General features: G+C 36.5%; 22 protein-coding genes. 21 read left to right on the forward strand and 1 reads right to left on the reverse strand.

Translation table 11 applies throughout. The features are described from left to right. The first annotated feature begins 194 nt into the window (after nt 1-194). Nucleotides 195-1202, forward strand: coding sequence for a SepM family pheromone-processing serine protease (locus JOE23_RS03485; protein ID WP_204435911.1), 1008 nt, complete (start codon nt 195-197; stop codon nt 1200-1202). A gap of 318 nt (nt 1203-1520) precedes the next feature. On the opposite strand, the gene JOE23_RS03490 is transcribed toward JOE23_RS03485, so the two are convergent. Further along, the gene (locus JOE23_RS03490; RefSeq protein ID WP_204435912.1) at nt 1521-2744 is read right to left on the reverse strand and encodes a nucleotidyltransferase; all 1224 of its coding nucleotides are present in this window, start codon (nt 2742-2744) and stop codon (nt 1521-1523) included. Nucleotides 2745-2896: 152 nt separating this feature from the next. On the opposite strand from JOE23_RS03490, the gene JOE23_RS03495 reads away from it, so the two are divergent. The 20 genes from JOE23_RS03495 (at nt 2897) to JOE23_RS03590 (ending at nt 24571) form a co-directional block, all read left to right on the forward strand. After that, complete coding sequence (locus JOE23_RS03495) at nt 2897-3421, forward strand: YceD family protein (protein ID WP_204435913.1); 525 nt, start codon at nt 2897-2899, stop codon at nt 3419-3421. An 80-nt stretch (nt 3422-3501) separates the two neighbouring features. After that, on the forward strand, nt 3502-3675 hold the full coding sequence (gene rpmF, locus JOE23_RS03500) for a 50S ribosomal protein L32 (RefSeq protein ID WP_204435914.1): 174 nt from the start codon (nt 3502-3504) through the stop codon (nt 3673-3675). Between the two features lie 121 nt (nt 3676-3796). After that, a complete protein-coding gene (locus JOE23_RS03505; RefSeq protein WP_204435915.1) occupies nt 3797-4264 on the forward strand; it encodes an RsfA family transcriptional regulator in 468 nt (155 codons plus the stop codon). A gap of 560 nt (nt 4265-4824) precedes the next feature. After that, nucleotides 4825-5697, forward strand: coding sequence for a 2-dehydropantoate 2-reductase (locus tag JOE23_RS03510; RefSeq protein ID WP_204435916.1), 873 nt, complete (start codon nt 4825-4827; stop codon nt 5695-5697). Beyond that, on the forward strand, nt 5697-6077 hold the full coding sequence (locus JOE23_RS03515) for a DUF3397 family protein (protein WP_204435917.1): 381 nt from the start codon (nt 5697-5699) through the stop codon (nt 6075-6077). Before JOE23_RS03510 ends, JOE23_RS03515 begins: the two co-directional genes overlap by 1 nt. 407 nt (nt 6078-6484) lie before the next feature. Beyond that, nucleotides 6485-8110, forward strand: coding sequence for a bacillithiol biosynthesis cysteine-adding enzyme BshC (gene bshC / locus JOE23_RS03520; protein WP_204435918.1), 1626 nt, complete (start codon nt 6485-6487; stop codon nt 8108-8110). A 429-nt stretch (nt 8111-8539) separates the two neighbouring features. Further along, nucleotides 8540-8971 (forward strand): division/cell wall cluster transcriptional repressor MraZ, encoded by a 432-nt coding sequence (mraZ, locus tag JOE23_RS03525; RefSeq protein WP_204435919.1) that lies wholly within the window; start codon nt 8540-8542, stop codon nt 8969-8971. 15 nt (nt 8972-8986) lie between these two features. Beyond that, the gene (rsmH, locus tag JOE23_RS03530) at nt 8987-9964 is read left to right on the forward strand and encodes a 16S rRNA (cytosine(1402)-N(4))-methyltransferase RsmH (RefSeq protein WP_204435920.1); all 978 of its coding nucleotides are present in this window, start codon (nt 8987-8989) and stop codon (nt 9962-9964) included. Further along, the gene (gene ftsL / locus JOE23_RS03535) at nt 9961-10347 is read left to right on the forward strand and encodes a cell division protein FtsL (protein ID WP_204435921.1); all 387 of its coding nucleotides are present in this window, start codon (nt 9961-9963) and stop codon (nt 10345-10347) included. The genes rsmH and ftsL overlap by 4 nt, the downstream gene beginning before the upstream one ends. A gap of 15 nt (nt 10348-10362) precedes the next feature. Beyond that, entirely contained in the window at nt 10363-12549 is a 2187-nt protein-coding gene (locus JOE23_RS03540) for a penicillin-binding transpeptidase domain-containing protein (protein ID WP_204435922.1), read from the forward strand. 197 nt (nt 12550-12746) lie between these two features. Then, nucleotides 12747-14675 carry a stage V sporulation protein D gene (locus JOE23_RS03545; protein WP_204435923.1) on the forward strand — a complete coding sequence of 643 codons (1929 nt, stop codon included), beginning with the start codon at nt 12747-12749 and terminating at the stop codon, nt 14673-14675. A gap of 384 nt (nt 14676-15059) precedes the next feature. Continuing rightward, nucleotides 15060-16532, forward strand: coding sequence for a UDP-N-acetylmuramoyl-L-alanyl-D-glutamate--2,6-diaminopimelate ligase (locus JOE23_RS03550; protein WP_239585256.1), 1473 nt, complete (start codon nt 15060-15062; stop codon nt 16530-16532). A gap of 28 nt (nt 16533-16560) precedes the next feature. Beyond that, a complete protein-coding gene (locus JOE23_RS03555; RefSeq protein ID WP_204435924.1) occupies nt 16561-17904 on the forward strand; it encodes a UDP-N-acetylmuramoyl-tripeptide--D-alanyl-D-alanine ligase in 1344 nt (447 codons plus the stop codon). Nucleotides 17905-17968: 64 nt separating this feature from the next. Next, a complete protein-coding gene (gene mraY / locus JOE23_RS03560) occupies nt 17969-18952 on the forward strand; it encodes a phospho-N-acetylmuramoyl-pentapeptide-transferase (protein WP_204435925.1) in 984 nt (327 codons plus the stop codon). Then, on the forward strand, nt 18953-20299 hold the full coding sequence (gene murD, locus JOE23_RS03565; RefSeq protein WP_204435926.1) for a UDP-N-acetylmuramoyl-L-alanine--D-glutamate ligase: 1347 nt from the start codon (nt 18953-18955) through the stop codon (nt 20297-20299). A 51-nt stretch (nt 20300-20350) separates the two neighbouring features. Next, nucleotides 20351-21448 carry a stage V sporulation protein E gene (gene spoVE, locus JOE23_RS03570; RefSeq protein ID WP_204435927.1) on the forward strand — a complete coding sequence of 366 codons (1098 nt, stop codon included), beginning with the start codon at nt 20351-20353 and terminating at the stop codon, nt 21446-21448. A gap of 537 nt (nt 21449-21985) precedes the next feature. Further along, nucleotides 21986-22789 (forward strand): cell division protein FtsQ/DivIB, encoded by an 804-nt coding sequence (locus JOE23_RS03575; protein WP_204435928.1) that lies wholly within the window; start codon nt 21986-21988, stop codon nt 22787-22789. Continuing rightward, on the forward strand, nt 22773-23465 hold the full coding sequence (locus JOE23_RS03580) for a DUF881 domain-containing protein (protein WP_204435929.1): 693 nt from the start codon (nt 22773-22775) through the stop codon (nt 23463-23465). Before JOE23_RS03575 ends, JOE23_RS03580 begins: the two co-directional genes overlap by 17 nt. Nucleotides 23466-23480: 15 nt before the next feature. Continuing rightward, nucleotides 23481-24191: a DUF881 domain-containing protein gene (locus JOE23_RS03585; RefSeq protein ID WP_204435930.1), complete on the forward strand. Its 711-nt coding sequence runs from the start codon at nt 23481-23483 to the stop codon at nt 24189-24191. After that, on the forward strand, nt 24191-24571 hold the full coding sequence (locus JOE23_RS03590; RefSeq protein ID WP_204435931.1) for a small basic family protein: 381 nt from the start codon (nt 24191-24193) through the stop codon (nt 24569-24571). Before JOE23_RS03585 ends, JOE23_RS03590 begins: the two co-directional genes overlap by 1 nt. Nucleotides 24572-24877: the final 306 nt, after the last annotated feature.

A 24877-nucleotide genomic window follows, 5' to 3' on the forward strand; every position in this document is an offset into this window, starting at 1 on the left:
TTTAGATTTCGGTAATACTGCTTTTTAATACTATACGCATCTAGAGAAAAGATTTATGCTAAAAATTGATAAGATTATAGAAGAACACGTCTTTTGTTTGGACGATTAAGGGGTGTCATAGAATATCTTGAAAAAGCAAACATACATAATGTTTGGCGCACTGTTTTACTAATTGTATAGAGAGGGGTTTTTTATTGTATAACTTTAGAAAAAAACTATTATATATTTTATTCATCATTTTCCTAATCGTTATTTTCGTATTGCCTTTACCTTATTATATCTATAAACCAGGTACTGCCGATCCGTTAAATGATGTTGTCAAAGTAGATAATGCTTATCAAAGTGAAGGTGATCTTCATCTTGTGACGGTGAGAGGTGGACGTGCAACGCCAATTCAATTATTAATAGCAAACCTATCACCTTACGAGGATATCCACCATTTAGATGAGGTATTTCCAGAAGGATATGATCGCGAGCGTTATTTACAAGCACAACTCCAGTTAATGGAGAGTTCTCAAGAAGCTGCAATGGTTGTTGCTTATCAAGAGGCTGGAGAAGAGATTGATATTCACTATGAAGGGGTATATGTTGTTTCTATTCTTGAAGATATGCCAGCTGAAGATGAACTAGAAATTGCCGATAAGATCATAGAGGTTGAAAATGTTAAGATAATCGATGCAGAGCACCTTATCGAAGTTGTTAATCAATATCAAGTTGGTGATGAACTTACTTTCCTTGTTGATCGTGATGGTCAACAATTTGAAACGACGATTGAGCTTGTTCCCTTTGCTGAACAACCTGATCAATTTGGTATTGGTATACAACTAGTCACCAATCGCGAAGTAGATGTGGCTAGATCGGTTGATTTTGCTAGTGGAGACATAGGTGGACCAAGTGCAGGACTTGTCTTAGCTCTAGAACTTTTCGATCAGTTAACGCCGGGAGATTTAACAAAGGGTCTGCAAATTGCGGGAACAGGAGAAATCGATTATGATGGGAATATTTATCGTATTGGTGGGGTAGATAAAAAAGTCATTGCTGCTGATCGTGAGGGTTGTGATATTTTCTTTGTTCCAAATGAGCAAGGCGCTGAAGATTCTAATTACAATCTTGCCAAAGAAACCGCTGAAGCGATTGGAACAGATATGGAGATTGTGCCAATCGATCATTTTGAAGAAGCGGTTGATTACCTACAACAATAGTGATCAGTAATGGGGTTAGGTCAAAAACTTAATTGGTGAAGAAAATTATTTGAACACGCTCCACGGTACTTAAGTTACCGTGGAGCGTGTTCTATCGATTAAATATTATCCCGACTTTTCTCTAGCGTCCAGACTAAAATCGTCATGTTTAGTGACAAGAAGTTTTTATTACAGATAAGCATCCGTAAAACGCCCACCTTAAAATGGAGAATAGAGCTGATCTATTTAGGCGGGCGATAACGGACGCTAATGTCCTGATTCACTCAACTAATAATCAGCGGACGAAGAAGGGAATTGCCCGCTGATTGAAGGTTTGTTTTATTTTTCCTCAACTTCCTTTTTTAGTGGCGGAGCAAATTCTTGTTGTTTTAAGGTGTTTTGTACCGCTTGATTTAAAGTCATATAGTAGATGTTAGATGCCCGCTCATCTATTGACAGAAAATCGGGCATATTTTTTTTGTATTGTCCGATAATATTAACGGATCGGGTTTGTCTTGTTCGCTTTAAATAGGCTTGTCCTTTTTCAGTCATACCAAGTAAACGGACCGTGTCTATTTTTTTAAGTGCGTACACTTCTCGCTCAACTTCAAGAGTTGTTAAATGTAATAAAACATGAGCTAGAAGTCGCTGTATACGTGTTTTAGTATATCTTTTGGTTTGAACTAATGTTAAAAAATCATCATAATTTCTTGCATTGACTATTTGTTTTTTTAATCGATGCTCGATACCTTCATTCATACCATGAATTTGCTTTAATTGTGCAGTAGTATCACTTAATATGCGATATTTGAGCAAGGGAAAGTAATCTTCCCAGTAATGAAAGCGACCTGCCTTCTGTGCATAAGCTTTTAAAAGGGATAGATTGAGCTTGGGCATGGCTAAATCATCATGATTTAGATCCGTAAGTTCGTTTAAATGGGCTCTTATACTTGTGGCACTGGTGATTGGCTGAGATAGCTGATGTTGATGGTATTCAGCCTGTTTACGTTGAATGGTTTCCATTTTCAAGTATGGATTAATTGCTTTCTGTGCTTTAAGATAACTTAAACCTAATATATTATTTGGTTGATCGAGATCCATAGAAAAAGTTGATGATAGCTTTTGAATAGCTAGTGCATTTGCTTTAGGATAACTCACCCCGCTGTGGAGGTGTTCTTTCAGTACTTTATTATAAGTTGTTTTATTACGCTCGATTTCGTTGATGGTCGTTTTGAAAGGGGTGATATCGCCCTGCTCACTGCCAAATACAATCATATTTACACCTATTTGATTTAAAAGTTGAACAGCTGCATAACCAAAGATATCACTATGTTGGATGGCAAATACAGTTGGTAATTCAAAAATAAGATCAACACCATGCTCGATTGCCATCTTTGCCCTAGTAAATTTATCAACGATAGCAGGTTCACCACGTTGCAGAAATTGCCCGCTCATCACAGCAATAACAACGTCTGCGTTTGACTTTACTCGGGCTTGTTCGATATGATAAAGATGACCATTATGGAAAGGGTTATATTCAACGATTAATCCGACGGCCTTCATTCCAATCACTCCTATTATCGATATTGTAGCATAATGATGGTGTACAAGGCACGTTAAAAAATGTTGAAAAACTTACGTTCCTGTAAAGAAAAAATATTGACAAATGGCATAATAACTTTTACAATAAACTTTGTGCTTTCGAGGTGAGAGTAATGAAAATTTCAATTCAAAAAATTCTTCAAACAGACGTATATCGATTTGAGGAAAATGTAGACCTATCAGATCTTGAATCTTTAAATAATAATGATATTAGAGAGATAGGTACTGTTTCGGTAAATGGAACAGCATCTGTTCAAGGTAAAACGATAACATGTCAATTTACGATAGCGGGTACCATGATTTTACCTTGTGCTAGAACATTGGTTGATGTACCTTATCCATTTAAGATCAACGTAGTGGAGTTGTTTTCTATTGATCCTTATTACAAAGAAGAAGATGAATCAGAAATCCATCCTATTCATGGAGAAGTACTTGACTTAGATCCCTTTATCAAGGAAAATGTATTATTGGAGATTCCCTTTCGTGTTTATGCAGATGCGGAAGAAATCGAAGCTAATGCTTTATCAGCTGGTAATGGCTGGACTGTAATTTCTGAGGAAGAGCAAGGGGAAAAGATCGATCCTCGTCTTGAAAAATTGCAGTCTTTATTAAATAAAGATAAAAATGAAAATCAATAAGGATAAGTGTTTAACGATCACTTCCCATCCTTTAAAGTGTTAAAAGGATTTTCGTTTCGGAAGTGAAGGAGGTGTAAGACATGGCAGTACCAAAAAGAAGAACATCTAAAAAGGTGAAAAACCAACGACGTACGCATAAAAAATTACATGTACCGGGAATGATTGCTTGTTCAAATTGTGGTGAACTTACTAAACCTCACCATGTTTGTAAAGCGTGTGGTCATTACGATGGTAAACAAGTTGTTGAATCATAATATTTGTTAAACATTGAAAATACTAGTCCGTATCGGGCTAGTATTTTTTTGTCTGGTCTTTATTCTATCATGATAACTATTCGCATATAGTAATAGCAAATAGGGATAAGGAGCGGTTATAATGAGTACAAATAGACAAGATGCTTGGACGAAAGAGGAAGATCAGTTTTTAGCTCATACGGTTATTGATTACATTAAAAATGGTCGAACACAGCTTGAGAGTTTTAAAGAAGTAGCAAGACAATTAAATAGAACACCAGCTGCCTGTGGTTTTAGGTGGAACGCCTCAATTCGAAAATTATATAATGAGGCTATAGAAGAAGCTAAACAGTTAAGGAAAAAGTATGGTCACCCAATAATTGAACCTGAAACGAAAAAACATGATACATTTTCTCTGGAACAAGCTATTCAATGGCTGGAAAAAGTTAAAGGTGAGTTTAGTGAACAAAGTTTTGGAAAAAAAGATAGCCTCTATAATAAAATAGTTGTTGAGAATGAACGTCTGAATAATGAGTTAATTACTTATCAGAAGTTAATAGCTCAAATTCAACAACTTATTCAAGAGGTCAAGTTAAATCCTGATGATTAAAAGCAGTTACCACATTATCAACAGCCAATTTGTTGCACATTACAGTCTAATTGATTGCTAAAATAGATGCGTATAAGTTGCTTGTAAGTTAGTAGTGAAGCAATTGAGCCAAACGTTAACAGAATAGAAGAAAAAGTGGCGAATGATGATTCAATAAATGAATCTTTCATTCGTCTTTTTTGTGTGAAAAAACAGGGATAAATGAGGTTGAAATGTTAAAGTAAGAAGTATATAAATTAACATATCCACTAAAAAACAAGTGGAGGTAAGTATTTCTAATAATGACTAACAGTCGACATATCCGCTACCATCGTTTGATAACCGTTGAACTGATCTACATCACGTAGTCGCGAATTAGGGAGACGCCAAAACTTCGCGGCCCTCTCTTTTGTAATGGTGAGGGAAGGGTTTATATTTTACTGAGATCATTTGTTCAGTAAAGTGTCGCTGGATTTTTTGATGTAAGTCACTTCGTTTTTTGGCTACTTTGACGAAATGAAGCGCATGGTATATGATTTTGAAGTTAACATATTATCAATCAACAAAAAGAGGTGTTTATTGTGGATATAGCCATCATTGGTGGTGGAGCGATAGGCTTACTAATGACTGCGTTGCTAGCGGACAAAAACCAAGTTTGTCTGTATGTTCGAAATATGAACCAATATGACCAGATTTTAAAAGAAGATGGCATCTACTATAAACCGGGGCAGAGGAAATGCAGAGTGAAGATAAGACTAATCAAAGATCTGCAAGTGCATGATTTATTTATTTTAGCGGTAAAATCTTATCAATTAGAACCGATATTAAAGACGATCGACGTTTTTTCTTCTCCTATATTGTTTATGCAGAATGGTATGGCACATATCGAATTAATTGATAACTATCAATTCAATCAACCTATTTTTATAGCTGCTTGTGAGCATGGCGCTTATCGAGAAGCGTTAATCACCGTTGTGCACACTGGAATAGGGAAAATTAATATTGCCCCTTACCTTAACACCACCTTTAACCAAATAAAAAAGTTGCGAGAATTGGAGACAAACCAGTTTCCTTTAAAATGGCTGAATGATGCCGATCGTTTGTTAAAAGAAAAGCTGATTTTAAATGCTGTCATTAACCCGCTTACCGCGATATATAAAGTTAAAAACGGTGCACTAATAGAAAACAAGTTTCTTTATGAAAAGGCAAAACAGTTAACATATGAGGTGGCTGTAACTTTAAAGCTTGATCCAAAAGTGCAATGGGAACGGATGCTAAATATCATTTGTTTAACACAAGAAAATCATTCTTCAATGAAAGTGGATATCGACAAAGGGCAATTAACAGAAGTGGATAGCATTTTAGGTTACCTTATTAGACAAGCTGAGCAGCCCGTACCTCTTGTAGCGCAATTATACAGTGACATAAAGAAGTTAGAAAAAGGGGGGGTATAATGGAGCAAGTTATAGCATATTTAATTGCCTTAGCCATCACGTTTCCGTTTGTGATCACATTAACGCTTTATTACGGTGTAAAGTATTTCGTTAAAAATAAAAAGAGAGCTATACACTTAAGTATGGAATATTCAGCGATTTTTTACGTAATAGCAACGGTGTATATTTTTCAGGAGACGTTTAATCAACAAATAATTGGTGTGTTGATCTTAACACTCCTTATAACCTTGTTACTGTTTATTATTTTACAATGGATGCTGATTGGTGATATTATTATTAAACGTGTTTGGCAATTATATTTACGTACTCTATTTTTAATCTTTTTCCCATTAAATATTACTGTGATTATTTTAACAATCCTCTTAAGCTTAAAAAGTTAAAGAATAAATAGAATGATGTAAACTTATATAACTCAACTTTCGCATCTGAATGTTCAGGTTCAGCCAAGCTAGCATAAGGGTAACCCGAAGATTAAATATAAGCGTTGCGTTTGCGTTGCGTTTGAATATAGATTTTCGATTGATTATAAACCTTTCGCTTTAGAGGCGCAGGTGAGCTATGTTCCGCTTTCCGTGGGTATTAATTTACACCATGTAGATGATGAAGACATCGGCATTGAGTCTCAGAAATAAGAAACTTCTTATTCTAGTCGTGTCCCATCTTCTTCGCTTTATTTCATGCGTGTTAGCTGGAGCCAGCCCCGACGTATGAGAAGGTTGAATAACTATTTTCAGTGGGCGAAAGTTGAGTTATATATTATATTCAGGTGTTATAAGGAGTCGATTTAATGAAGCGAGAAGCCATAAAAGTGAATATGAGTGCTCTTGTTGAAAAATACTTACAGCAGGATAAAACGGTACTAGAGTATTTTGATTATAACCCGTATCGAGCTTCTGATTATGTACAAAGATTAGCAGATATTAAAGAACAAACGTATCAAAGACTTGCTTTAGTTGATATATTGAATAAACTTAATGCCAAGTGGGGAAACCATAACAAAGTGTTTGAGCAGATTGATCGATTGAAACAGGAAGACAGTGTCGTGGTTATAGGTGGACAACAGGCTGGGGTACTTACAGGACCTCTCTATACGATTCATAAAATGATTTCTATTCTTGTATTTGCTAGACAGAAAGAACAAGAGCTTCATATACCTGTAATTCCCGTGTTCTGGATTGCAGGAGAGGATCACGATTTTGATGAAATTAACCATGTGTTTCGATATGAAGATAATCAGTTACATAAACATAAAATTAATCAGTTTGAACAAAAGAAAAAATCTATTTCCAAGGTAGTTATTGATCAAGCAAAAGCAAAGCAATGGTTAAATGACCTGTTTTATTCACTGCCAGAAACGGAATATACGAATGATCTATATCAGTTGCTGATTGGATGTCTGGATGGTTCTCAGACTTACGTTGATTTTTTTGCTAAAATAACAACGCATTTATTTGGTGAATATGGTCTTGTGCTATTCGATTCAGGTGATCCGATTGTGAGGAGTTTAGAGAGTCCTTATATGGTATCACTAATAGAAAACCAGCAGGCGATCGCTAATAAGGTATACAAAAGCTGGAGAGATATAAGTAAATTGGGTTATCATATTCCAGTAGATCTTAAGCCTAGTGATGGTCATCTATTTTATGTAGATGAGGAGGACGAGCGCCAGTTATTGATGTGTGAAGGTCATAATTGGACAGATAAAGATTTATCTATTCAATTTACAACAGATCAGTTAATTCAATTGGCTCAAGATACGCCAGAGTATTTTAGTAATAACGTTATTAGTCGTCCTTTAATGCAGGAATGCCTTTTTCCGACCTTGGCTTTTTTCGCTGGTGCAGGAGAACTCGCTTATTGGTCAATATTGAAAGAAGCATTTCATGAATTGAACCTTAAGATGCCACCGGTACTGCCAAGGCTATCTTTTACACTGATTGATCCTTATACTCGGAAATGGATTGATAAAAGTGGCCAAGATATTTCTAAGGTTATTAATGATGGACTTGAAGAAGAGAAAGTTCGTTATCTAGCTGCCCAAGTACAACCACCACTCGATCAGCTTACTTGTCAAATAAAAGAATCGATGCGAGGACTTCATCAACCATTACGTGAAATCGCCTCGGGTTTAGGAGAAGATTTAGTACAACTTGCTGAAAAGAATCAAGCTTTAATTGAAGATCAGGTGTCTTTTTTAGCAAAGTCAATTGAGAAACGTGTCAAGCAACGGCATCAGTTACAACTCTCGGGCTATGACCATCTACAATCTATGCTAAGACCCTATCAGGCTTGGCAAGAACGACGTTGGAATATTATTCCTTTTATTAATCGATTTGGCACAGAATGGTTAGCTGATTTGTTAAATGATAATTATGATTTTCGAGAAGACATTCATTATTTAGCTAAGCTTTAACCCACTTTTCACCACCGACATTAAAAAATGACGGGTGTCTGTTTTATATTTTTATCACAGATAACCGTCCGTAAACCGACCGTCACAAAATAGAAACCTATTTATTAGGGCGCTAACAGACGGTAATGTCATGATTCACTCAACGAATCTGCAATCAGTGGGAGAAGAACGAAATCACCCACTGATTAAGTTTGTTGTTATCGAATCCCACTTCTTTGTTTTCTTTCTAAGGGTTAAAAAATAAGGTTTATCACATGTGAATTAGTGATAAACCTTATTTTTTTTCTTCATTTATTGATTTAGATCATATGTTTTAAGTTAAAATGCGAACATATGTACTATTTTTCCATTTTTTCTAAGAAACAGCCATAAAAGTGTGGTGAGAAGTGGGGGGATGTGGTAAACTATTAAAAAAGGTGGGCGATTATTATGTTTATGGGCGAATACAAACATAATATTGATACAAAAGGTCGGATTATTATGCCGGCTAAATTTCGCGATGACTTGGGTGAATCCTTTGTTGTGACAAGAGGTTTAGATCAATGTTTGTTTGCATATCCATTGACAGAATGGCGCATCCTTGAAGAGAAGATAAAAAAATTACCACTTACGAAAAAAGATGCAAGAGCATTTACCCGCTTTTTCTTTTCAGGCGCGGTTGAATGTGATATCGATAAACAAGGACGTATTAATCTACCTGCTTCACTAAGGGAATACGCTAAGATTGAAAAGGAATGTGCAGTAATTGGCGTATCTAATCGTGTCGAAATATGGTCTGAACAAATTTGGACAGGCTACATCGATGAATCAGAATCAACCTTTGCAGAAATAGCAGAAAATATGATGGAAATAGATTTTTAATGAGGAGGTGATCACTTGTTTGAGCATGACAGTGTGCTAAGAGATGAAACCATTCAGGGGTTAAACCTTAAACCCAACGGTACATATGTTGATGGTACTTTAGGAGCGGGTGGTCATTCAGAACAAATTGTAAAGAGGCTGGATCAAGGCCTATTAATTGCTATTGATCAAGATAAACATGCATTGAAAGCAGCGAAACAACGTTTAGCTAATTATCATGAAAAAATCCAGTTTGTTCATTCGAATTTTAGAGACTTAACAAACGTATTAATTGAACGGAATATTGATGAGGTGGATGGCTTTTTGTTTGATTTAGGTGTATCATCTCCTCAACTTGATCATGGTGAACGCGGGTTTAGCTACCAACATGATGCCCCTCTGGATATGAGGATGAACCAAGCGCAAGAGCACTCAGCATATGATGTGGTCAACGATTGGTCTTATCAAGAGTTAGTGACTATCTTCTTTAAATATGGTGAAGAGAAGTTTTCAAAACAAATCGCCCGTAACATTGAAACAGTAAGGAAAGAGAAACCAATTGAAACCACCTTTGAGTTGGTTGATATTATTAAAGGAGCTATACCGGCCCCAGCTAGAAGAAAAGGTGGTCATCCAGCTAAGAGAACTTTTCAGGCAATAAGAATCGCTGTTAATGATGAATTAAATGCTTTCTATGATGTCTTGCATCAAGCTGCTGAAAAATTAGTTGTTGGGGGGCGAATCGCTGTCATTACATTTCATTCGTTGGAAGATCGAATCTGTAAACAAGCTTTCAAAAAATGGAGCACGGTACCACCACAACCTAGAAATATGCCAATCGTTCCAGAATCAAGTCAACCGCCATTCACATTAGTAACGAAAAAACCTATTGTTGCAAATGATCAAGAGTTGGAGCGCAATAGGCGATCGCGATCCGCTAAATTAAGAATTGTTGAAAAAACAAGGGTTTGGAATGAAGATTTTTCTTATCAGAAAGGATGGGATAGAAGATGAGTTTGAATGAAGCTAGACAATATTATGCAGCGACTCCACAACGTAGAAGGCGGTCAGAGCCAAGTCAACAACCCAAGAAACTTGTCAAGATTAAATCCCGAAAAATCACGACTGGTGAGAAATTTCTTGCTGCATTATTTGGTATAGTTGTCTCTGTGGTTATGATTTATATTGTTTCATTCAGTGCGAATCTTGATTCATTAAATCGTGATTTGCAAAGACTTGAACAGGAAGTAAACGAACAGCAAACAGTCAACGCGAATTTAGACTATCAAGTGATGGAATATAGTAATCCGGAGCGCATTTTAAATATTGCTAAAGAAAACGGATTGAATATCCAAAATACGAAAATTAAACAAGCCACACAAATTGAAGCTGAATAACGAGGGCCAGTCATTATGAAAAAAACGAGTAAAGCTAATATAGCAATTAATTTATTTTTTGGTTTGTTAATCATAATGTTAATCACCCTTTCTGGTAGATTTGTATACATACAAACAGCAGGTGAAGTGCAAGGTGTTGATTTACAAGATTGGGCAGACCGACAACGTACTGATCAAACGACTATATCTGCACGTCGAGGTCACATTTATGATCGGAATAAAATGGAGTTAGCTCAAGATCTGACCATTTACCGTATGTACGCTGTTGTAAGTGCCTCTTTTTCTCCCAATCCTGAAAAGCGTTTAAACCATGTTGAAGATGTGGAGTATACGGCAGAACAGTTAGCAACCGTTCTTGATTTTGATGCAACTGAAATTGAAGATATTTTAAAACGTGGTAAAGAAAATGATCAATTTCAAGTTGAATTTGGCAGTAAAGCCAGTCAATTAAGTCGAGAACAACGGGTGAAAATTGAGGAAATGAATTTACCCGGTATTCATTTTATTGAAGAATCAAAACGCTATTATCCGAATGGGCTTTTTGCCTCCCAAGTTATTGGTTTGGCTCAATCAAATGATGATAACCATATTGCAGGAATAACAGGGATTGAAGCACAGTTAGATGATCTCTTAAATGGTGAGGATGGCTTTATTTCATTTCAGCGTGATAAATACAATACACGCTTGCTAAATGCTGAAGAGGTCATTGAAGAAAAGCATGATGGCTATGACGTCACACTGACACTAGATCAAAAAATTCAAACCACACTAGAAGATGCGATGTCACAAGTAGAAGAACAATATGATCCTGAACGGATAACCGCAACGGTTATCGATCCTAGGACGGGTGAAATTCTAGCGATGAGTAACCGTCCAAGTTATGATCCAAATGATTTAGGTAATGTTGAGAATTGGTTTAATGATGTTGTCTCTACACCAATAGAGCCTGGTTCTACTATAAAAGCTTTCACACTTGCTGCTGCAATTGAAGAAGGTGTTTACAATCCTCAAGAAACCTATCAATCAGGGTCGTTTAAAATTGATCGAATTGAAAATCCTATTACTGATTATCGTCAACATTGGGGAGAAATTACTTATGAAGAAGGTTTTCAACGCTCTTCAAACGTAGCAATGTCTAAACTTGTATGGGAAAAGTTAGGGACAGACACCTTTTTGGATTATTTAGAAGCTTTCCATTTTGATCGTCCTACTGGTATTGATCTACCAAGAGAACAACCAGGACAAATACTGTACCGTTATCCAATTGAGCAGCTGACCGCATCGTTTGGACAAGGAACAACGGTGACGCCGATTCAAATGGTTCAAGCTGCAACTGCTCTAGCTAATGATGGGCAAATGATGAAGCCTTATGTTATTAAAGAAATTGCTGACCCCAATACCGGAGAGGTAATTGAAGAAACAACCCCAGAGGTGGTCGGTCAGCCTATTTCAAAAGAAACGGCGGATCAAGTGTTAAAAGCAATGGAATCTGTCGTTACATCTGAAGTAGGTACGGCTCACAATATTTATAATTTAGATTCTTATTCAGTAGCTGGAAAAACAGGTACGGCTCAAATTTCAGGCGGTGGAGATATTGGTTATTTAGAAGGGCATGAGAATTATATTTTCTCTTTTTTAGGTGTAGCCCCAAGTGAAAATCCGGAATTGTTAATGTATGTAACGGTTCAACAGCCGAAAATTAGTGAAGATGAATCGGGATCAGATCCGGTATCTTTTATATTTAAACATGTAATGGAAAATAGTTTGCACTACATGAATATTCAACCTGATAAAGAAACGGAAGAAACCGTATCGCAAATTGATTTTCCGGATGTAGAAGGAGCTTCGACAGATGAGTTGGTTTCAAGTTTAAATGAACAAGGTTTTAAGCCTTTTGTGGTGGGAGAAGGAAATCAAGTTGTTGCTGCTAATATCGATCATGGCGCGACTGTTTTATCAACCCAAACTCTTATTCTAATAACCGATGAACCGACGATGCCGGATCTATCGGGGTGGTCTTTACGTAATGTATTAGAATTAGCGAACCTTACAGGTTTAGATGTAGAAGTGATTGGGTCTGGTTATTTAACAGAACAAAGCATTGAGGTTGGAACGTCAATTGAAGAAGGAAGATACTTATTAGCTGAATTTTCTTCACAACGGGCGGATTCTCGTGAGGATGACGAAAGTGATGCTGGATAAATCGTGATGATACCAATAGCTAGTGATAAAGAAGTGGAAGAAGGGAATGTTTAAAGTAGTTTTTCTGTTAGCAAATTAATCTTCGGTATCTCGTGGTGAATGAACTTTATTCGATAGAAAAACAGTGTACTATTCAGATAGGCTTGTCATATATTAGATACGATTAATCATTATTTGAAAAAGTGAGGCGTTAAATAATGAAACAAGTATCTCATGTGACAATCCGAAAACGAATCGTCACTGTTTTTTTATTAGCAATAGCCGTTTTCTTTATTATATTGATCCGGCTAATGTATGTTCAATTCGTTGAAGGTCCTGCTTTGACAGAATCAGCGGAAACCTCGTGGAGTCGTGATATCAAATTTGAAGCAAAACGTGGTAAAATTTTGGATCGTAATGGTGAAGTATTAGTTGATAATATTTCTGCACCAACGGTTATGCTCGTGCCAAGGCAGGTTGAAGACAAGGAAGAAGTCTCGATTCAATTAGCTTCTGTACTGGATGTGGAAACCAAATTGCTTGAGGGTTACTTAGCACAGGATACAAATATTGTTCGTTTTGCAGAAGGTAGAAAGTTGTCTGAAGATCAAGCCATTGCAATTCAACAGTTAGGTTTGCCGGGGGTTTATTTAGCTGAAGACTCAAAGCGGTACTATCCGAATGATCATATGTTGGCCCATGTATTGGGATTCAGTGGAATAGATAATCAAGGACTTGTGGGTTTAGAATTATATCATGATGAACAATTAAGTGGAACGCCAGGACGCCTGTCATTTTATTCTGATGCGAAAGGCAAACGTCTTCCTCATTTATCAGATACTTATGAAGCACCACTTGATGGGAATGATCTACATCTTACGATTGATTTAGCTGTACAAACCATTATAGAAAGAGAGCTTGATATTGCAGAAGCCACTTATCAACCTGATGGCGCTTGGGCATTGGCTGTTGACCCAAATACGGGGGCGGTTCTAGGGATGGCGTCACGTCCTTCATTTGATCCGGATCAATACCAAGATGTAGACCCCTCAGTATACAATCGTAATTTTCCGATTTGGAGTACTTATGAGCCAGGCTCAACATTTAAAATTATAACACTAGCGGCTGCTTTAGAAGAAAAATTAGTTGATCTAGAAGAAGATGAGTATTATGACAGTGGGAAGATTGAGGTAGGTGGAGCGAAGTTACATTGTTGGAAACATGGAGGACATGGCCAGCAAACTTATTTAGAAGTCGTGCAAAATTCATGTAACCCAGGTTTTGTAACATTAGGTCAAGCTTTGGGAACAGAGCGATTATTTAGTTATATTGATGCTTTTGGCTTTGGTCAAAAAACAAATATTGATTTATCCGGTGAGTCCAGCGGAATTCTTTTTGACCCTGAACGTGTGGGGCCAATAGAGTTAGCTACAACATCTTTTGGGCAAGGTGTATCTGTGACACCAATCCAACAAGTCATGGCTGTATCGGCAGCGGTTAATGGTGGATATTTATATCAACCGTACATTGTAGATCGATGGGTTGATTCGAAGAACAATCAAATAATAGAACAAGTCTCGCCGGAACTAAAGCATCAAGTGATTTCTGAAGAAACGTCAATGGAAGTGAAGATGGCACTAGAATCTGTTGTTGCTAAAGGGACAGGTCGTGGTGCATATGTCGATGGTTATCGCGTTGGGGGGAAAACGGGAACGGCTCAAAAGGTTGGTAGTAATGGCCGTTATTTAGAAAATAATCACATTGTATCATTTATTGGCTTTGCACCAGCAGATGATCCGCAAATTGTCGTTTATTTGGCAATAGATAATCCTAAAAATACTGTTCAATTTGGTGGTGTAGTTGCAGCGCCAATTGTTGGAGATATTATAGAAGATAGTTTAAGTGCTTTGGGGGTTGAAAGACGGGATAGTGGACTAGAGAAAGATTATCAATGGCCTGATCAGCCACTAGTTGAGGTGCCTGACCTTATTGGGTTAACAGAAAATGATTTGGTACAATATTTAACGCAATTAGCTATTGAAACAGTTGGAAAAGGTGAACACGTGATTGAGCAGGCGCCAGCCCCCGGTACAAAAGTTCCAATGGGGGAAACGATTCGCTTATTATTCGGAGAAGAAGAGTCATGATTTATTCGTGATACTTTTATCTTTTTTTGGTATAATGATGAGGTGTAATTAACTGACTTTTATATAACCGTCCGTAAAACAATTACCCGAAAATAGAGAGTGGAGCTCATCTATTAGGCGGGGTCTAACGGCCGCTAATGTCTTGATTCACTCAACGAACCATTAGTGGGTGGGTAAGATCGTAGACTAAAACCACCACATCTTTAAGAAGGATGACAGACTAAGACCGCCACGTCCTGTGGCAATGTCTGTATGACCTACATCCTGTAGCCCTCCGCCCACGGATTGAAGGCTCGTTTTATCTTTCGGCACTCATTAGCGGGTGTCGACTTTTTTGAGAAGTATGTTGTAATAATTAAATTTTAATGATAAGTGAGGATTAACATGAAAAAATTAAAAGCGATTATTGATGATTTGCCATTTCCTTATCGCGGATCGCATTTAACCAACCGAGATATTAAAGACATAAAAATAGATTCGCGTGCCGTACAAGCTGATGATCTGTTTGTTTGTATAAGTGGATATACTGTTGATGGCCATGACTTTGTTAAACAAGCGGTTGATAAGGGGGCTGTAGCTATCATTGCAGAAAAAACATTAGCTATAGACACCGTTCCTGTTATTTATGTTAAGGACACTAAACGTGTGTTAAGTTATTTAGCTAGTTATTTTTACGATCACCCTTCAAATGATGTACACTTAATCGGGATAACGGGAACGAATGGTAAAACGTCGGTCAGTTATTTACTTGATGAGATATTCACACTAGCTAAGCAAAAAACGGCTGTTATTGGAACCATTCAAATGAAAATAGCTGACACTATTTATCCAATTGCCAATACAACACCAGAACCCTCTTATTTGCAAAAAAGTTTTAAACAAATGGTTGATACAAATATTGATCATTGTATGATGGAAGTCTCTTCCCATGCATTGGAATTAGGGAGAGTAAACGGCTGTGATTTTGATCTTGCTATCTTCACAAATTTATCGCAAGATCATCTTGATTTTCATGAAACGATGGATGATTATTTAAAAGCAAAGCTGCGCTTGTTTTATCAACTAGGGAATCGGTATCAACAATCCCGTCCTAAATATGCAGTGATTAATGGAGATGATCGCTATGCGAATGATTTTGCGCATGCATCAAGTCAACCAGTTATTACATATGGGCTAACGGACATGTGTGATATTTATGCAGATCAAATTCAGTTTTCTGCTAATGGGACGATCTTTAACTTGCATACTTTAGAAGGAACGGTTGAAATCAAAACGGATTTGATCGGTAAATTTAATGTGTATAATATGTTAGCAGCAGCGTCTGCAGCCCAATTGTCAGGTGTGACTTTAGCGACTATTAAACAGGGGTTGGAACAGTCGAAAGGGGTGAGGGGACGATTCGAAACCGTTAAAGGTGATCACCCTTTCGGCATTATTATTGATTATGCCCATACACCTGATTCACTAGAAAATGTTTTAGCAACGATCCAATCTTTTGCTCAAGCGAAGATTTATCTTGTTATCGGTTGTGGAGGAGATCGTGATCGAACCAAACGACCATTGATGGCAGCGATTGGGGAGAAATATGCTGATTTCACCATCCTTACTTCAGATAATCCAAGGTCTGAAGATCCATTAGAAATTATTGAAGATATGAGAGAAGGAATGGAATCTAATCGTTATAAGATAGAAATTGATCGAAAGCAAGCGATTAAGCACGCTGTATCATTAGCTGCGCCTAATGATATTATCTTAATTGCAGGAAAAGGCCATGAAACGTATCAAATTATTGGTGATCAAACGATTCATTTTGATGATTATCAAGTAGCTTTGCAAGCATTATCTGAAGGTCGTTGAACAACAGTATGAAAGGAAGTTATTGATCGTGTTTTCTTTTTCTTTTATAAAAAATATATTTCAACAAATAGATGGTGAGTACGAGCATATCAAATCGATAGCAGGAGTAGGTACAGATACGCGTAACGATTTAGCTTCTTTACTATTTGTTCCGCTTAAAGGTCCTGCATTTGATGGACATGATTACCTAAAGGAAGCTATTGAAAAAGGAGCAGTGGCAGCTTTATGGCAAAGAAACAAGCCGCGGCCAGCTGGCATACCTGATCAATTTCCCTTAATTATCGTTAATGATACGTTACAAGCTTTACAAGAGCTTGCCTTAGCTTATCGTAAATGGATTAATCCCAAAGTGATAGCTATTACGGGCTCAAACGGAAAGACGACAACGAAAGATATAATGGCTTCAATTTGTAATCAATGTTATCAAATTCACTTTACTAAAGGAAACTTGAATAATCATATTGGTGTTCCGCTTACTATATTGTCAATGCCTGTCGAGACGGAAGTACTTATTCTTGAGATGGGGATGAATCACTTCGGTGAAATTGAAAGACTTTCTAATATAGCCATTCCGGATATAGCAGTAATCACCAATATTGGAGAGTCTCATATTGAAAATTTGGGTTCTAGAGAAGGGATAGCCCAAGCAAAACTAGAAATAACGAGTGGTTTGAAAAAAGATGGTTTACTTATTTATGATGGTGATGAGCCATTATTGCAAAGCGAATATCGTTATCAGGTTCGAACAGTAGGGTTCTCAAGTAAGAATGATATGATACTAACAGAACTTAATCAGGAGAATGAGCATACAACATTTCGTATTAAAACAAGTGAAACCCTATTTTGTATTCCTTTATTAGGTAAGCACCATGCTAAAAATGCAGCCTATGGGATTGGAATTGGTCGTGAACTAGGTATTAATGATGAGCGTATTCAAACGGGATTAAATCAATTAAAAACAACGGATATGCGTTTTGAAATAATCAAAGGTCAAAAGGAAACCACATTAATTAATGATGCTTATAATGCCTCACCAACATCAATGTTAGCGGCGATCAATGTGTTAAATTCAATGTCAGGGTTTAGAAAAAAGATCTTAATTTTAGGTGATATGTTTGAACTGGGGGAACATGCTCAGGCTTTTCACCATGAAATAGGTAAAGCTATTCCAACATCAATTGATTATCTTTGTACACTAGGTGATCATGCACACTATATTAGCGAATCAACAACAATTAATGCCCAACATTTTGAAACAAAAGACCAATTGGTTGCGTTCTTAAGTAAGCAATTATCTGCTGAAACGATTATGCTCTTTAAAGCATCACGTGGCATGAAATTTGAGCAAATAATTGATCGATTAAAGAAATAGATTGTTATCAAGACAGATCATGCGATTTGGACGGTTAACAGATAATATATTAGGAGGAAGCGGTATGAATCAATATTTTTTACTGATTACGATTGGCATAGCATTTTTAATTACCGTCCTTGCTTCACCTGTTTTTATTCCTTTTTTAAGAAGGTTAAAGTTTGGACAGAGTATACGTGAAGAAGGTCCAAAATCCCATATGAAAAAGACCGGGACACCAACAATGGGTGGCATTATGATTATATTAAGCATAATCATTACGAGCTTGTATATGTATAGTCGTATTGTAGAAAATCCTTTTACAAGAGAAATGAATTTAATTATGCTCGTACTAATTGGTTATGGGTTATTGGGATTTCTTGATGATTTCATTAAAGTGGTTTTAAAGAGAAATTTAGGTTTGACCTCTAAGCAAAAATTAATTGGGCAATTGGCTGTTGCCATTCTATTCTATTTAATTTTGAGCTTAGGCGATATTTCAACAGCTTTATCGATTCCTGGGACAGGGTATCAATTAGAACTCGGGATATTATATCCATTGCTCGTTGTCGTTATGATTGTCGGGACATCTAATGCTGTTAATTTAACTGATGGATTAGACGGGCTTGTGTCAGGCAATGCTGTGATTGCTTTTGGTGCATTTGGTATTTTAGCTTGGTCAGTGAATGGACCGTTAGAAGTTGCGATATTTGCACTAGCTGTAGTTGGGGCATTATTAGGATTTCTTGTATTTAATGCACATCCTGCGAAGGTGTTTATGGGGGATACAGGTTCATTAGCATTAGGAGGTGCCCTTGCTGCTATCGCTATTTTGATGCAACTGGAAGTGTTACTCATTATTATTGGTGGTATTTTTGTTATTGAAACGTTGTCTGTCATGCTTCAAGTTTTTTCATTTAAAACGCGAGGCAAGCGAATTTTTCTGATGAGTCCCTTACATCATCATTATGAATTAAAGGGATGGTCTGAATGGCGAGTCGTTATGACTTTTTGGTTAGCCGGTCTTATATTGGCGATGTTAGGATTATACTTAGAGGTGTGGGCTTAAATGAATAAACTCAAGAAATTTCCGTATAAACGTGTATTAGTGTTAGGTTTGGCTAAAAGTGGGACGGCAACATGTAACGTGCTCTCCAGAAATGGTGTGCATGTGATTGCCAATGATTTAAAGGCAAAGGAAACTGACCCTGAAATGGCTCAATTAAAAGCAAAAGGGGTCAAACTTGTTTTAGGAGAACACCCCTTATCATTATTAGATCAAGTTGATTTAGTGATTAAGAATCCTGGAATTCCCTATCATAATGAGATGATTAGTGTGGCTGAATCGAAAGGCATTCCTGTTTGGACAGAGATTGAATGTTTAAATTATTTAATTGATAACCCTATTATTGCAATTACAGGTTCTAATGGGAAAACAACAACAACGACTTTATGTCATGATATATTACGGAAAAGCCAACAATCTGTTCAATTAGCTGGGAACATTGGTCGAGTAGCGATTGAAGTAGCTGAGCAGTTAAAAGATGATGAGAAGCTTGTATTGGAATTGTCTTCTTTTCAGTTAAAAGGTGTGAAGACATTCAAACCTAAGATCGCTGTTTTTCTGAATTTGTTTGAAGCGCATTTGGACTACCATGGTGATTTTCTAGACTATCAGCAGGCAAAAGCAAATATTTTTGCGCGATTAACAGCTGAAGATTATCTTGTTTATAATGCCGATGATGTGCGTGTTTCTCAGTTAATTCAATCGAGTGCTGCAACACGGATTCCATTTAGTACAACAACAAAACGTGTTGATGGCGCATGGGCAGATAAGACGCATATTTACTTTAAAGAACAGAAAATAATGGAACGCTCTTCTATCCGTTTAGTCGGTGCGCATAACTTGGAAAACATTTTAGCAAGTGTTGCTGCAACATTTCTTTTAGGAGCAACAGTTGAAGGAGTTAGAGAGACATTAACGACATTCAATGGGGTTAAGCACCGCTTGCAATTTGTTGCGGAAAAAGAAGGACGCCTATTTTATAATGATTCAAAAGCAACAAATATATTGGCAAGTTCGAAAGCTCTAACGGCTTTTAATAAACCCGTCCATCTCATTGCAGGTGGTCTAGATCGAGGCAATGGGTTTGATGATCTTATTCCTTTTTTAGACCATGTCAAGGGAATGTACCTTTATGGGCAGACCGCCGGTAAACTAGCTACTGCTGGAAAGAAAGCCAAAGTTAAAGAAGTGCTAACTGGTGAGACGTTACAAGATATGGTTGAATCAGCTTTTAAAAATGCTCAACCAGGTGAAGTTATTTTACTTTCTCCGGCTTGTGCAAGTTGGGATCAATTTAAAACATTTGAAGAACGCGGAGACATGTTTATTAATCTCGTGCATACACTTTAGTAAAACAAGCTATCGGTTTTGCGATTCGCTAACAAATTAGGAAGTGTTTGCATGAAAAGAGAGCATAATATGGATTGGAAGCTAGCGGTGAGTATATATTTATTAGTTTTAGTAGGGATCATTATGGTTTACAGTGCCTCAAGCATATGGGCAACTTATCGATTTGAAGACGGTTTTTACTTTGCCAAAAGGCAGTTTTTGTTTGCCTCGATAGGATTACTAGCCATGTATGGCGTGAGTCAGATTCCTTATCATACATGGCGTCTATATGCTAAGTACATCCTCATTTTTTGTTTTCTGTTACTTGGTCTCGTTCTGATTCCAGGGATCGGGTTAGTAAGAGGTGGAGCAAGAAGTTGGATTGGTGTAGGTGCATTTAGTATCCAGCCCGCTGAATTTATTAAATTAGGATTACTTATTTTCTTAGCTGATGTGATTGCTGATCGTCAGAAAAAAATCACTTCATTTTCGAAAGGTTTTGCGCCGTTGTTGTTATTAATATTGGTTTGTTTTGGCTTGATTATGCTGCAGCCTGATTTAGGGACGGGGGTTGTCCTGGTTTCCTCTTGCATCATTGTCTTATTTATATCTGGAGCAAAGATAAAGCACTTTACTTATCTTGGTATAGTCGGTGCCCTTGGTTTTGCAGGTTTAATTGCTTCAGCTCCTTATCGGATCAATCGCATTACTGCTTTTCTAAATCCGTGGGAAGATCCACTAGGAAACGGGTTTCAAATTATTCAATCGCTATATGCGATTGGTCCAGGTGGACTATTTGGTTTAGGTTTTGGAGAAAGCTTTCAGAAGTATTTCTATTTACCTGAACCACATAATGATTTTATATTTGCCATTATCGCGGAAGAGTTGGGTTTTATCGGTGCGATAATGATATTGTTATTTTTTTTGTATTTGCTATGGAGGGGTGTCAGAATTGGCTTGAATGCTCCAGATAAATTTGGATCACTTCTAGCTATCGGCATCGTTTCAATGATCAGTTTGCAAGTTGCCATTAATATCAGCGTTGTTATCGGATTAATTCCTGTAACTGGTATAACTTTACCATTCTTAAGTTATGGCGGTTCATCGTTAACGCTCACACTCGCTTCGATGGGGATTGTTTTAAATATAAGTAGATATTGTCATTATTAATGTGAGAAAAGAAAAAAACATCTGGTAAATTTTGCTTTGCTAAGGTTCTTTGTCAAATAGCGTCAGTGCGCTTTTTAAAAACGCACTGACGCTATTTTCAAATTGAAATGGCAAGGTTTAGTCGCTAGTATGTCATGCTATTGATTGATTTAAGTATCTAATAACTTGTTAGATAAATTGAATAGGTTTCGATTTTAATTATGATAGCAAGTTATAATTAAATGGATGGTGTCGATAATAATAGTAAAATTCAATCTATTTACTCATGAAAATTGAAAGTAATTTAATAAGAATTATGCTATACTTTAGTTAACTATTTTTAATTAAGGAAATAGTTAAGGGGCTCGTTTTTTAACAATTAATAGCTGATTTTATTAACTTTTTCTGATCATGAAATGGGGTCTAAACTTCTATTTCACGCATTAATGTAGGAAAATTAGTTTTAATTGGCGTTTCATATAAGGCAAGGTTTAGTTTTGAATAGTTAAAACAATTAAAGCTTCTGCTTTTATTCAGATAAAAAAAGGAAGATACGGGATGGAAGATGAAAAAGTAGTCTCGATAGAGGAACGCATTCCTAAATTAAAGGAAGCGCGTCGCAAAAAAACCAATCGCCGCTTAATATTCTATTTATGTTTGTTCTTTGTTTTAATATCCATTGTGGTTTATCTACAATCACCGTTAAGTTATGTAAGTGAAATAAATGTTGCTGGACAAGAATACATCAGCACTGAAGAAATCATAGAATATAGTCGGTTATCAACTAATGATAATATATGGGGTTTTCGTACAAGTGACATAGAGGATAATATTAAAGAGCTTCCAGAAATTAAAGATGCAGAAGTGAAAAGGTTGCTTCCTAATCATATTAAAATAACCGTTAATGAGTTAGACAAAGTCGCTTATTTAAATGAGGGACAATATGTTTACCCACTATTAGAAAACGGGAAAACGTTAGAGTCGTTTCGAATCACTGATTGGCAAGGCGATGCGCCTTTATTGTTTAATTTTAACGATCAAGAGTATTTGAAGATGTTGACTGAGCAACTTGTCCAACTGCCTTCCTTTATTGTTAGTCATATCTCAGAGATTTATTGGGAACCGAGTGATACAAATCCTTTTATACTTAGAATGTTTATGACTGATGGTTTTGAAGTGTTAACAAGTATTCGTAATTTTAGTGATAACATGAGCAGTTATCCCTCAATCGTTAGCCAGTTAGATGACGTTGGTGATGGTATTATTGAGATAGGTGAAGGTGGCGCCGTTTTTAATACATATGAATCAATGGAAGATAATGAAGTAGACGAAGAGGATGAAACCGATGACAGTGAAGGATAAACACGTGATTTTTTCGTTTGTTTTATTCGTTTTTGGTTTTCTAATTGCTTCTAGTTATCAGCATACTAAAGGGTCGATACATGATAGTGAGAATGCTGAATTGGCTTGGGAGCGCACGTTTTATTACCGACAGCAATTGATTCAATTTGAGGATGATAACAATCAATTACAGCAAGAAATTGATCAAGTCAAGCTTGATATTATACGACTTGAAAATCAATTTGCTAAACAAGAAGAGACAATTGGTACTTCTGCTTTAAATAAAATGATGTTACAAGGGTTAACGGGAGAGCTTCCTGTTGAAGGTGCAGGTGTATTTGTATCTTTGAGTGATCGGGATTTCGGTGCATTAGAAGATAATGCGGATCAATATATTGTCCATGATGGCCATGTTCAACTTGTTATCAATGAATTATATAGTGCTGGTGCGGAAGCTGTGGCCGTTAATGGTCAGCGTATTTTTCATGATAGCCATATCGTATGCATTGGTCCTGTTATTGCAATAGACGGTAAGCAATATTCAGCTCCTTTTGTAATTGAGGCAATCGGTCATTCCGATACACTTAAAGAAAGTTTAGAATTATCTAACGGGGTCATTGATATCTTGATTAATGATCAAATTGAAGTAGAGATAGGTAAGCAGGAAATAATTGAAATGGACGCGAGAATAGGTTAATGATAGGTGATTACTATGGTAAAAAAACAAATTATATTCTCGGTTTTGCTTGCGCTTCTCGGTTTTTTGCTTGTCGGTCATTTACGTTCGACAAGGGAAACTGAGGGGCATGAAACAAAAGATAACTGGGAAATACGTTTACAACTTCAAGAAGAGCAAGCGCGTCAACAAGACTTGCAACAGGAGTTAAACGATCTAAATACAATAAAGTTACAGTATGAAACGAAATCAGAACAAGAACAAATTGAAGCCTTATACGAATCGATTGACTTGCTTGAAATGAAAGCAGGGCTAACAGAGTTAAGGGATTCAGGGATAGTTATTGAGTTAACTCCTAATTATCAACAGACAGATCAATCATTTCCTGAGCTGAAACCGGAGTTATTAACCCGTTTAATTAATGAACTAAATGCTTACGGTGCCGAGGCCATTTCAGTGGAAAATGAACGTATTATCGACTTAACCGCGATTCGCTATGTTAAAAGTAAAACTTACATTAATCAGCGGCCGTTACCTGATCTTCCACTAGAAGTAAAAGTTATTTCTACTAATCCTGAGCGCATACATAGCTACATGGAGGTTAGTCAAATCCGTAATGCGTTTGCTATGCACAATATCTCAATGGAGATTAATCTAAAAGATGAAGTAATCATACCGCCTTATCAAGACGATCTTAATTTAGAGTATATAAGGGTTTCTGATCAACAAGAAGAAGGTGATCAATAATGTGGTTGCCACTACTCTTTTTAGCGGTTGGCGTTGGATTGGGCTTATTGACTGAGTTATCTATTCCAAATTATTATGTTGATTATTTAACAGTCATCATTTTAGTTGTTTTCGATGGATTATTCGGTGGTATAAAAGCGCATTTAAAAAATGAATTTAGATCAGCTTTGTTTATCTCCGGTTTTCTATCTAATTTAGCTTTGGCTATCTTGTTAACATTTATAGGAAATCAATTAATGGTAGATCTCTTTTTAGCAGCAGTTTTTGCTTTAGGTTTTCGTTTGTTTAAAAATATTGCTATAATTAGAAGGCAACTGTATGCTAATTATTTAAACAAAAAAGAAAAAAATGAAGGGAACAAGTCGATACGTGTAGAATAGTGTAAATATCATATATTTAAAAATTATAAAAATTATAGTATTAATAGTCTAGCAATTAAATGGTATACTATTAAGAAGAATATTTTTATTATTTTTTAAGTGATGGTTCAATAAAGTTGGCAAATAAGAAACCAAAATTAAAGTGGTGAACTTTTTAAGCTTAGTGTGTAGGTTTTCGCTCCATGAAGATTTCGGAATGAGTCAGTTAAGAGACGTGCCACTTAGCATTTGATACCATTGTGAATATCCTCTAAAAGTATGAGTGATAACTTTATAGAGATTATAAAATATTAAAAGTTAGTAAAT

The sequence above is a fragment of the Amphibacillus cookii genome (assembly GCF_016908375.1).
GTDB classification, from domain to species: domain Bacteria; phylum Bacillota; class Bacilli; order Bacillales; family Amphibacillaceae; genus Amphibacillus_C; species Amphibacillus_C cookii.

Coding starts and splice junctions, on each gene's coding strand:
- JOE23_RS03490 (WP_204435912.1), bottom strand. CDS start 2,744: ATGAAGGCCGTCGGATTAATCGTTGAATATAACCCTTTCCATAATGGT.
- JOE23_RS03495 (WP_204435913.1), top strand. CDS start 2,897: ATGAAAATTTCAATTCAAAAAATTCTTCAAACAGACGTATATCGATTT.
- rpmF (WP_204435914.1), top strand. CDS start 3,502: ATGGCAGTACCAAAAAGAAGAACATCTAAAAAGGTGAAAAACCAACGA.
- JOE23_RS03505 (WP_204435915.1), top strand. CDS start 3,797: ATGAGTACAAATAGACAAGATGCTTGGACGAAAGAGGAAGATCAGTTT.
- JOE23_RS03515 (WP_204435917.1), top strand. CDS start 5,697: ATGGAGCAAGTTATAGCATATTTAATTGCCTTAGCCATCACGTTTCCG.
- bshC (WP_204435918.1), top strand. CDS start 6,485: ATGAAGCGAGAAGCCATAAAAGTGAATATGAGTGCTCTTGTTGAAAAA.
- mraZ (WP_204435919.1), top strand. CDS start 8,540: ATGTTTATGGGCGAATACAAACATAATATTGATACAAAAGGTCGGATT.
- ftsL (WP_204435921.1), top strand. CDS start 9,961: ATGAGTTTGAATGAAGCTAGACAATATTATGCAGCGACTCCACAACGT.
- JOE23_RS03540 (WP_204435922.1), top strand. CDS start 10,363: ATGAAAAAAACGAGTAAAGCTAATATAGCAATTAATTTATTTTTTGGT.
- JOE23_RS03545 (WP_204435923.1), top strand. CDS start 12,747: ATGAAACAAGTATCTCATGTGACAATCCGAAAACGAATCGTCACTGTT.
- JOE23_RS03550 (WP_239585256.1), top strand. CDS start 15,060: ATGAAAAAATTAAAAGCGATTATTGATGATTTGCCATTTCCTTATCGC.
- mraY (WP_204435925.1), top strand. CDS start 17,969: ATGAATCAATATTTTTTACTGATTACGATTGGCATAGCATTTTTAATT.
- murD (WP_204435926.1), top strand. CDS start 18,953: ATGAATAAACTCAAGAAATTTCCGTATAAACGTGTATTAGTGTTAGGT.
- spoVE (WP_204435927.1), top strand. CDS start 20,351: ATGAAAAGAGAGCATAATATGGATTGGAAGCTAGCGGTGAGTATATAT.
- JOE23_RS03575 (WP_204435928.1), top strand. CDS start 21,986: ATGGAAGATGAAAAAGTAGTCTCGATAGAGGAACGCATTCCTAAATTA.
- JOE23_RS03580 (WP_204435929.1), top strand. CDS start 22,773: ATGACAGTGAAGGATAAACACGTGATTTTTTCGTTTGTTTTATTCGTT.
- JOE23_RS03585 (WP_204435930.1), top strand. CDS start 23,481: ATGGTAAAAAAACAAATTATATTCTCGGTTTTGCTTGCGCTTCTCGGT.
- JOE23_RS03590 (WP_204435931.1), top strand. CDS start 24,191: ATGTGGTTGCCACTACTCTTTTTAGCGGTTGGCGTTGGATTGGGCTTA.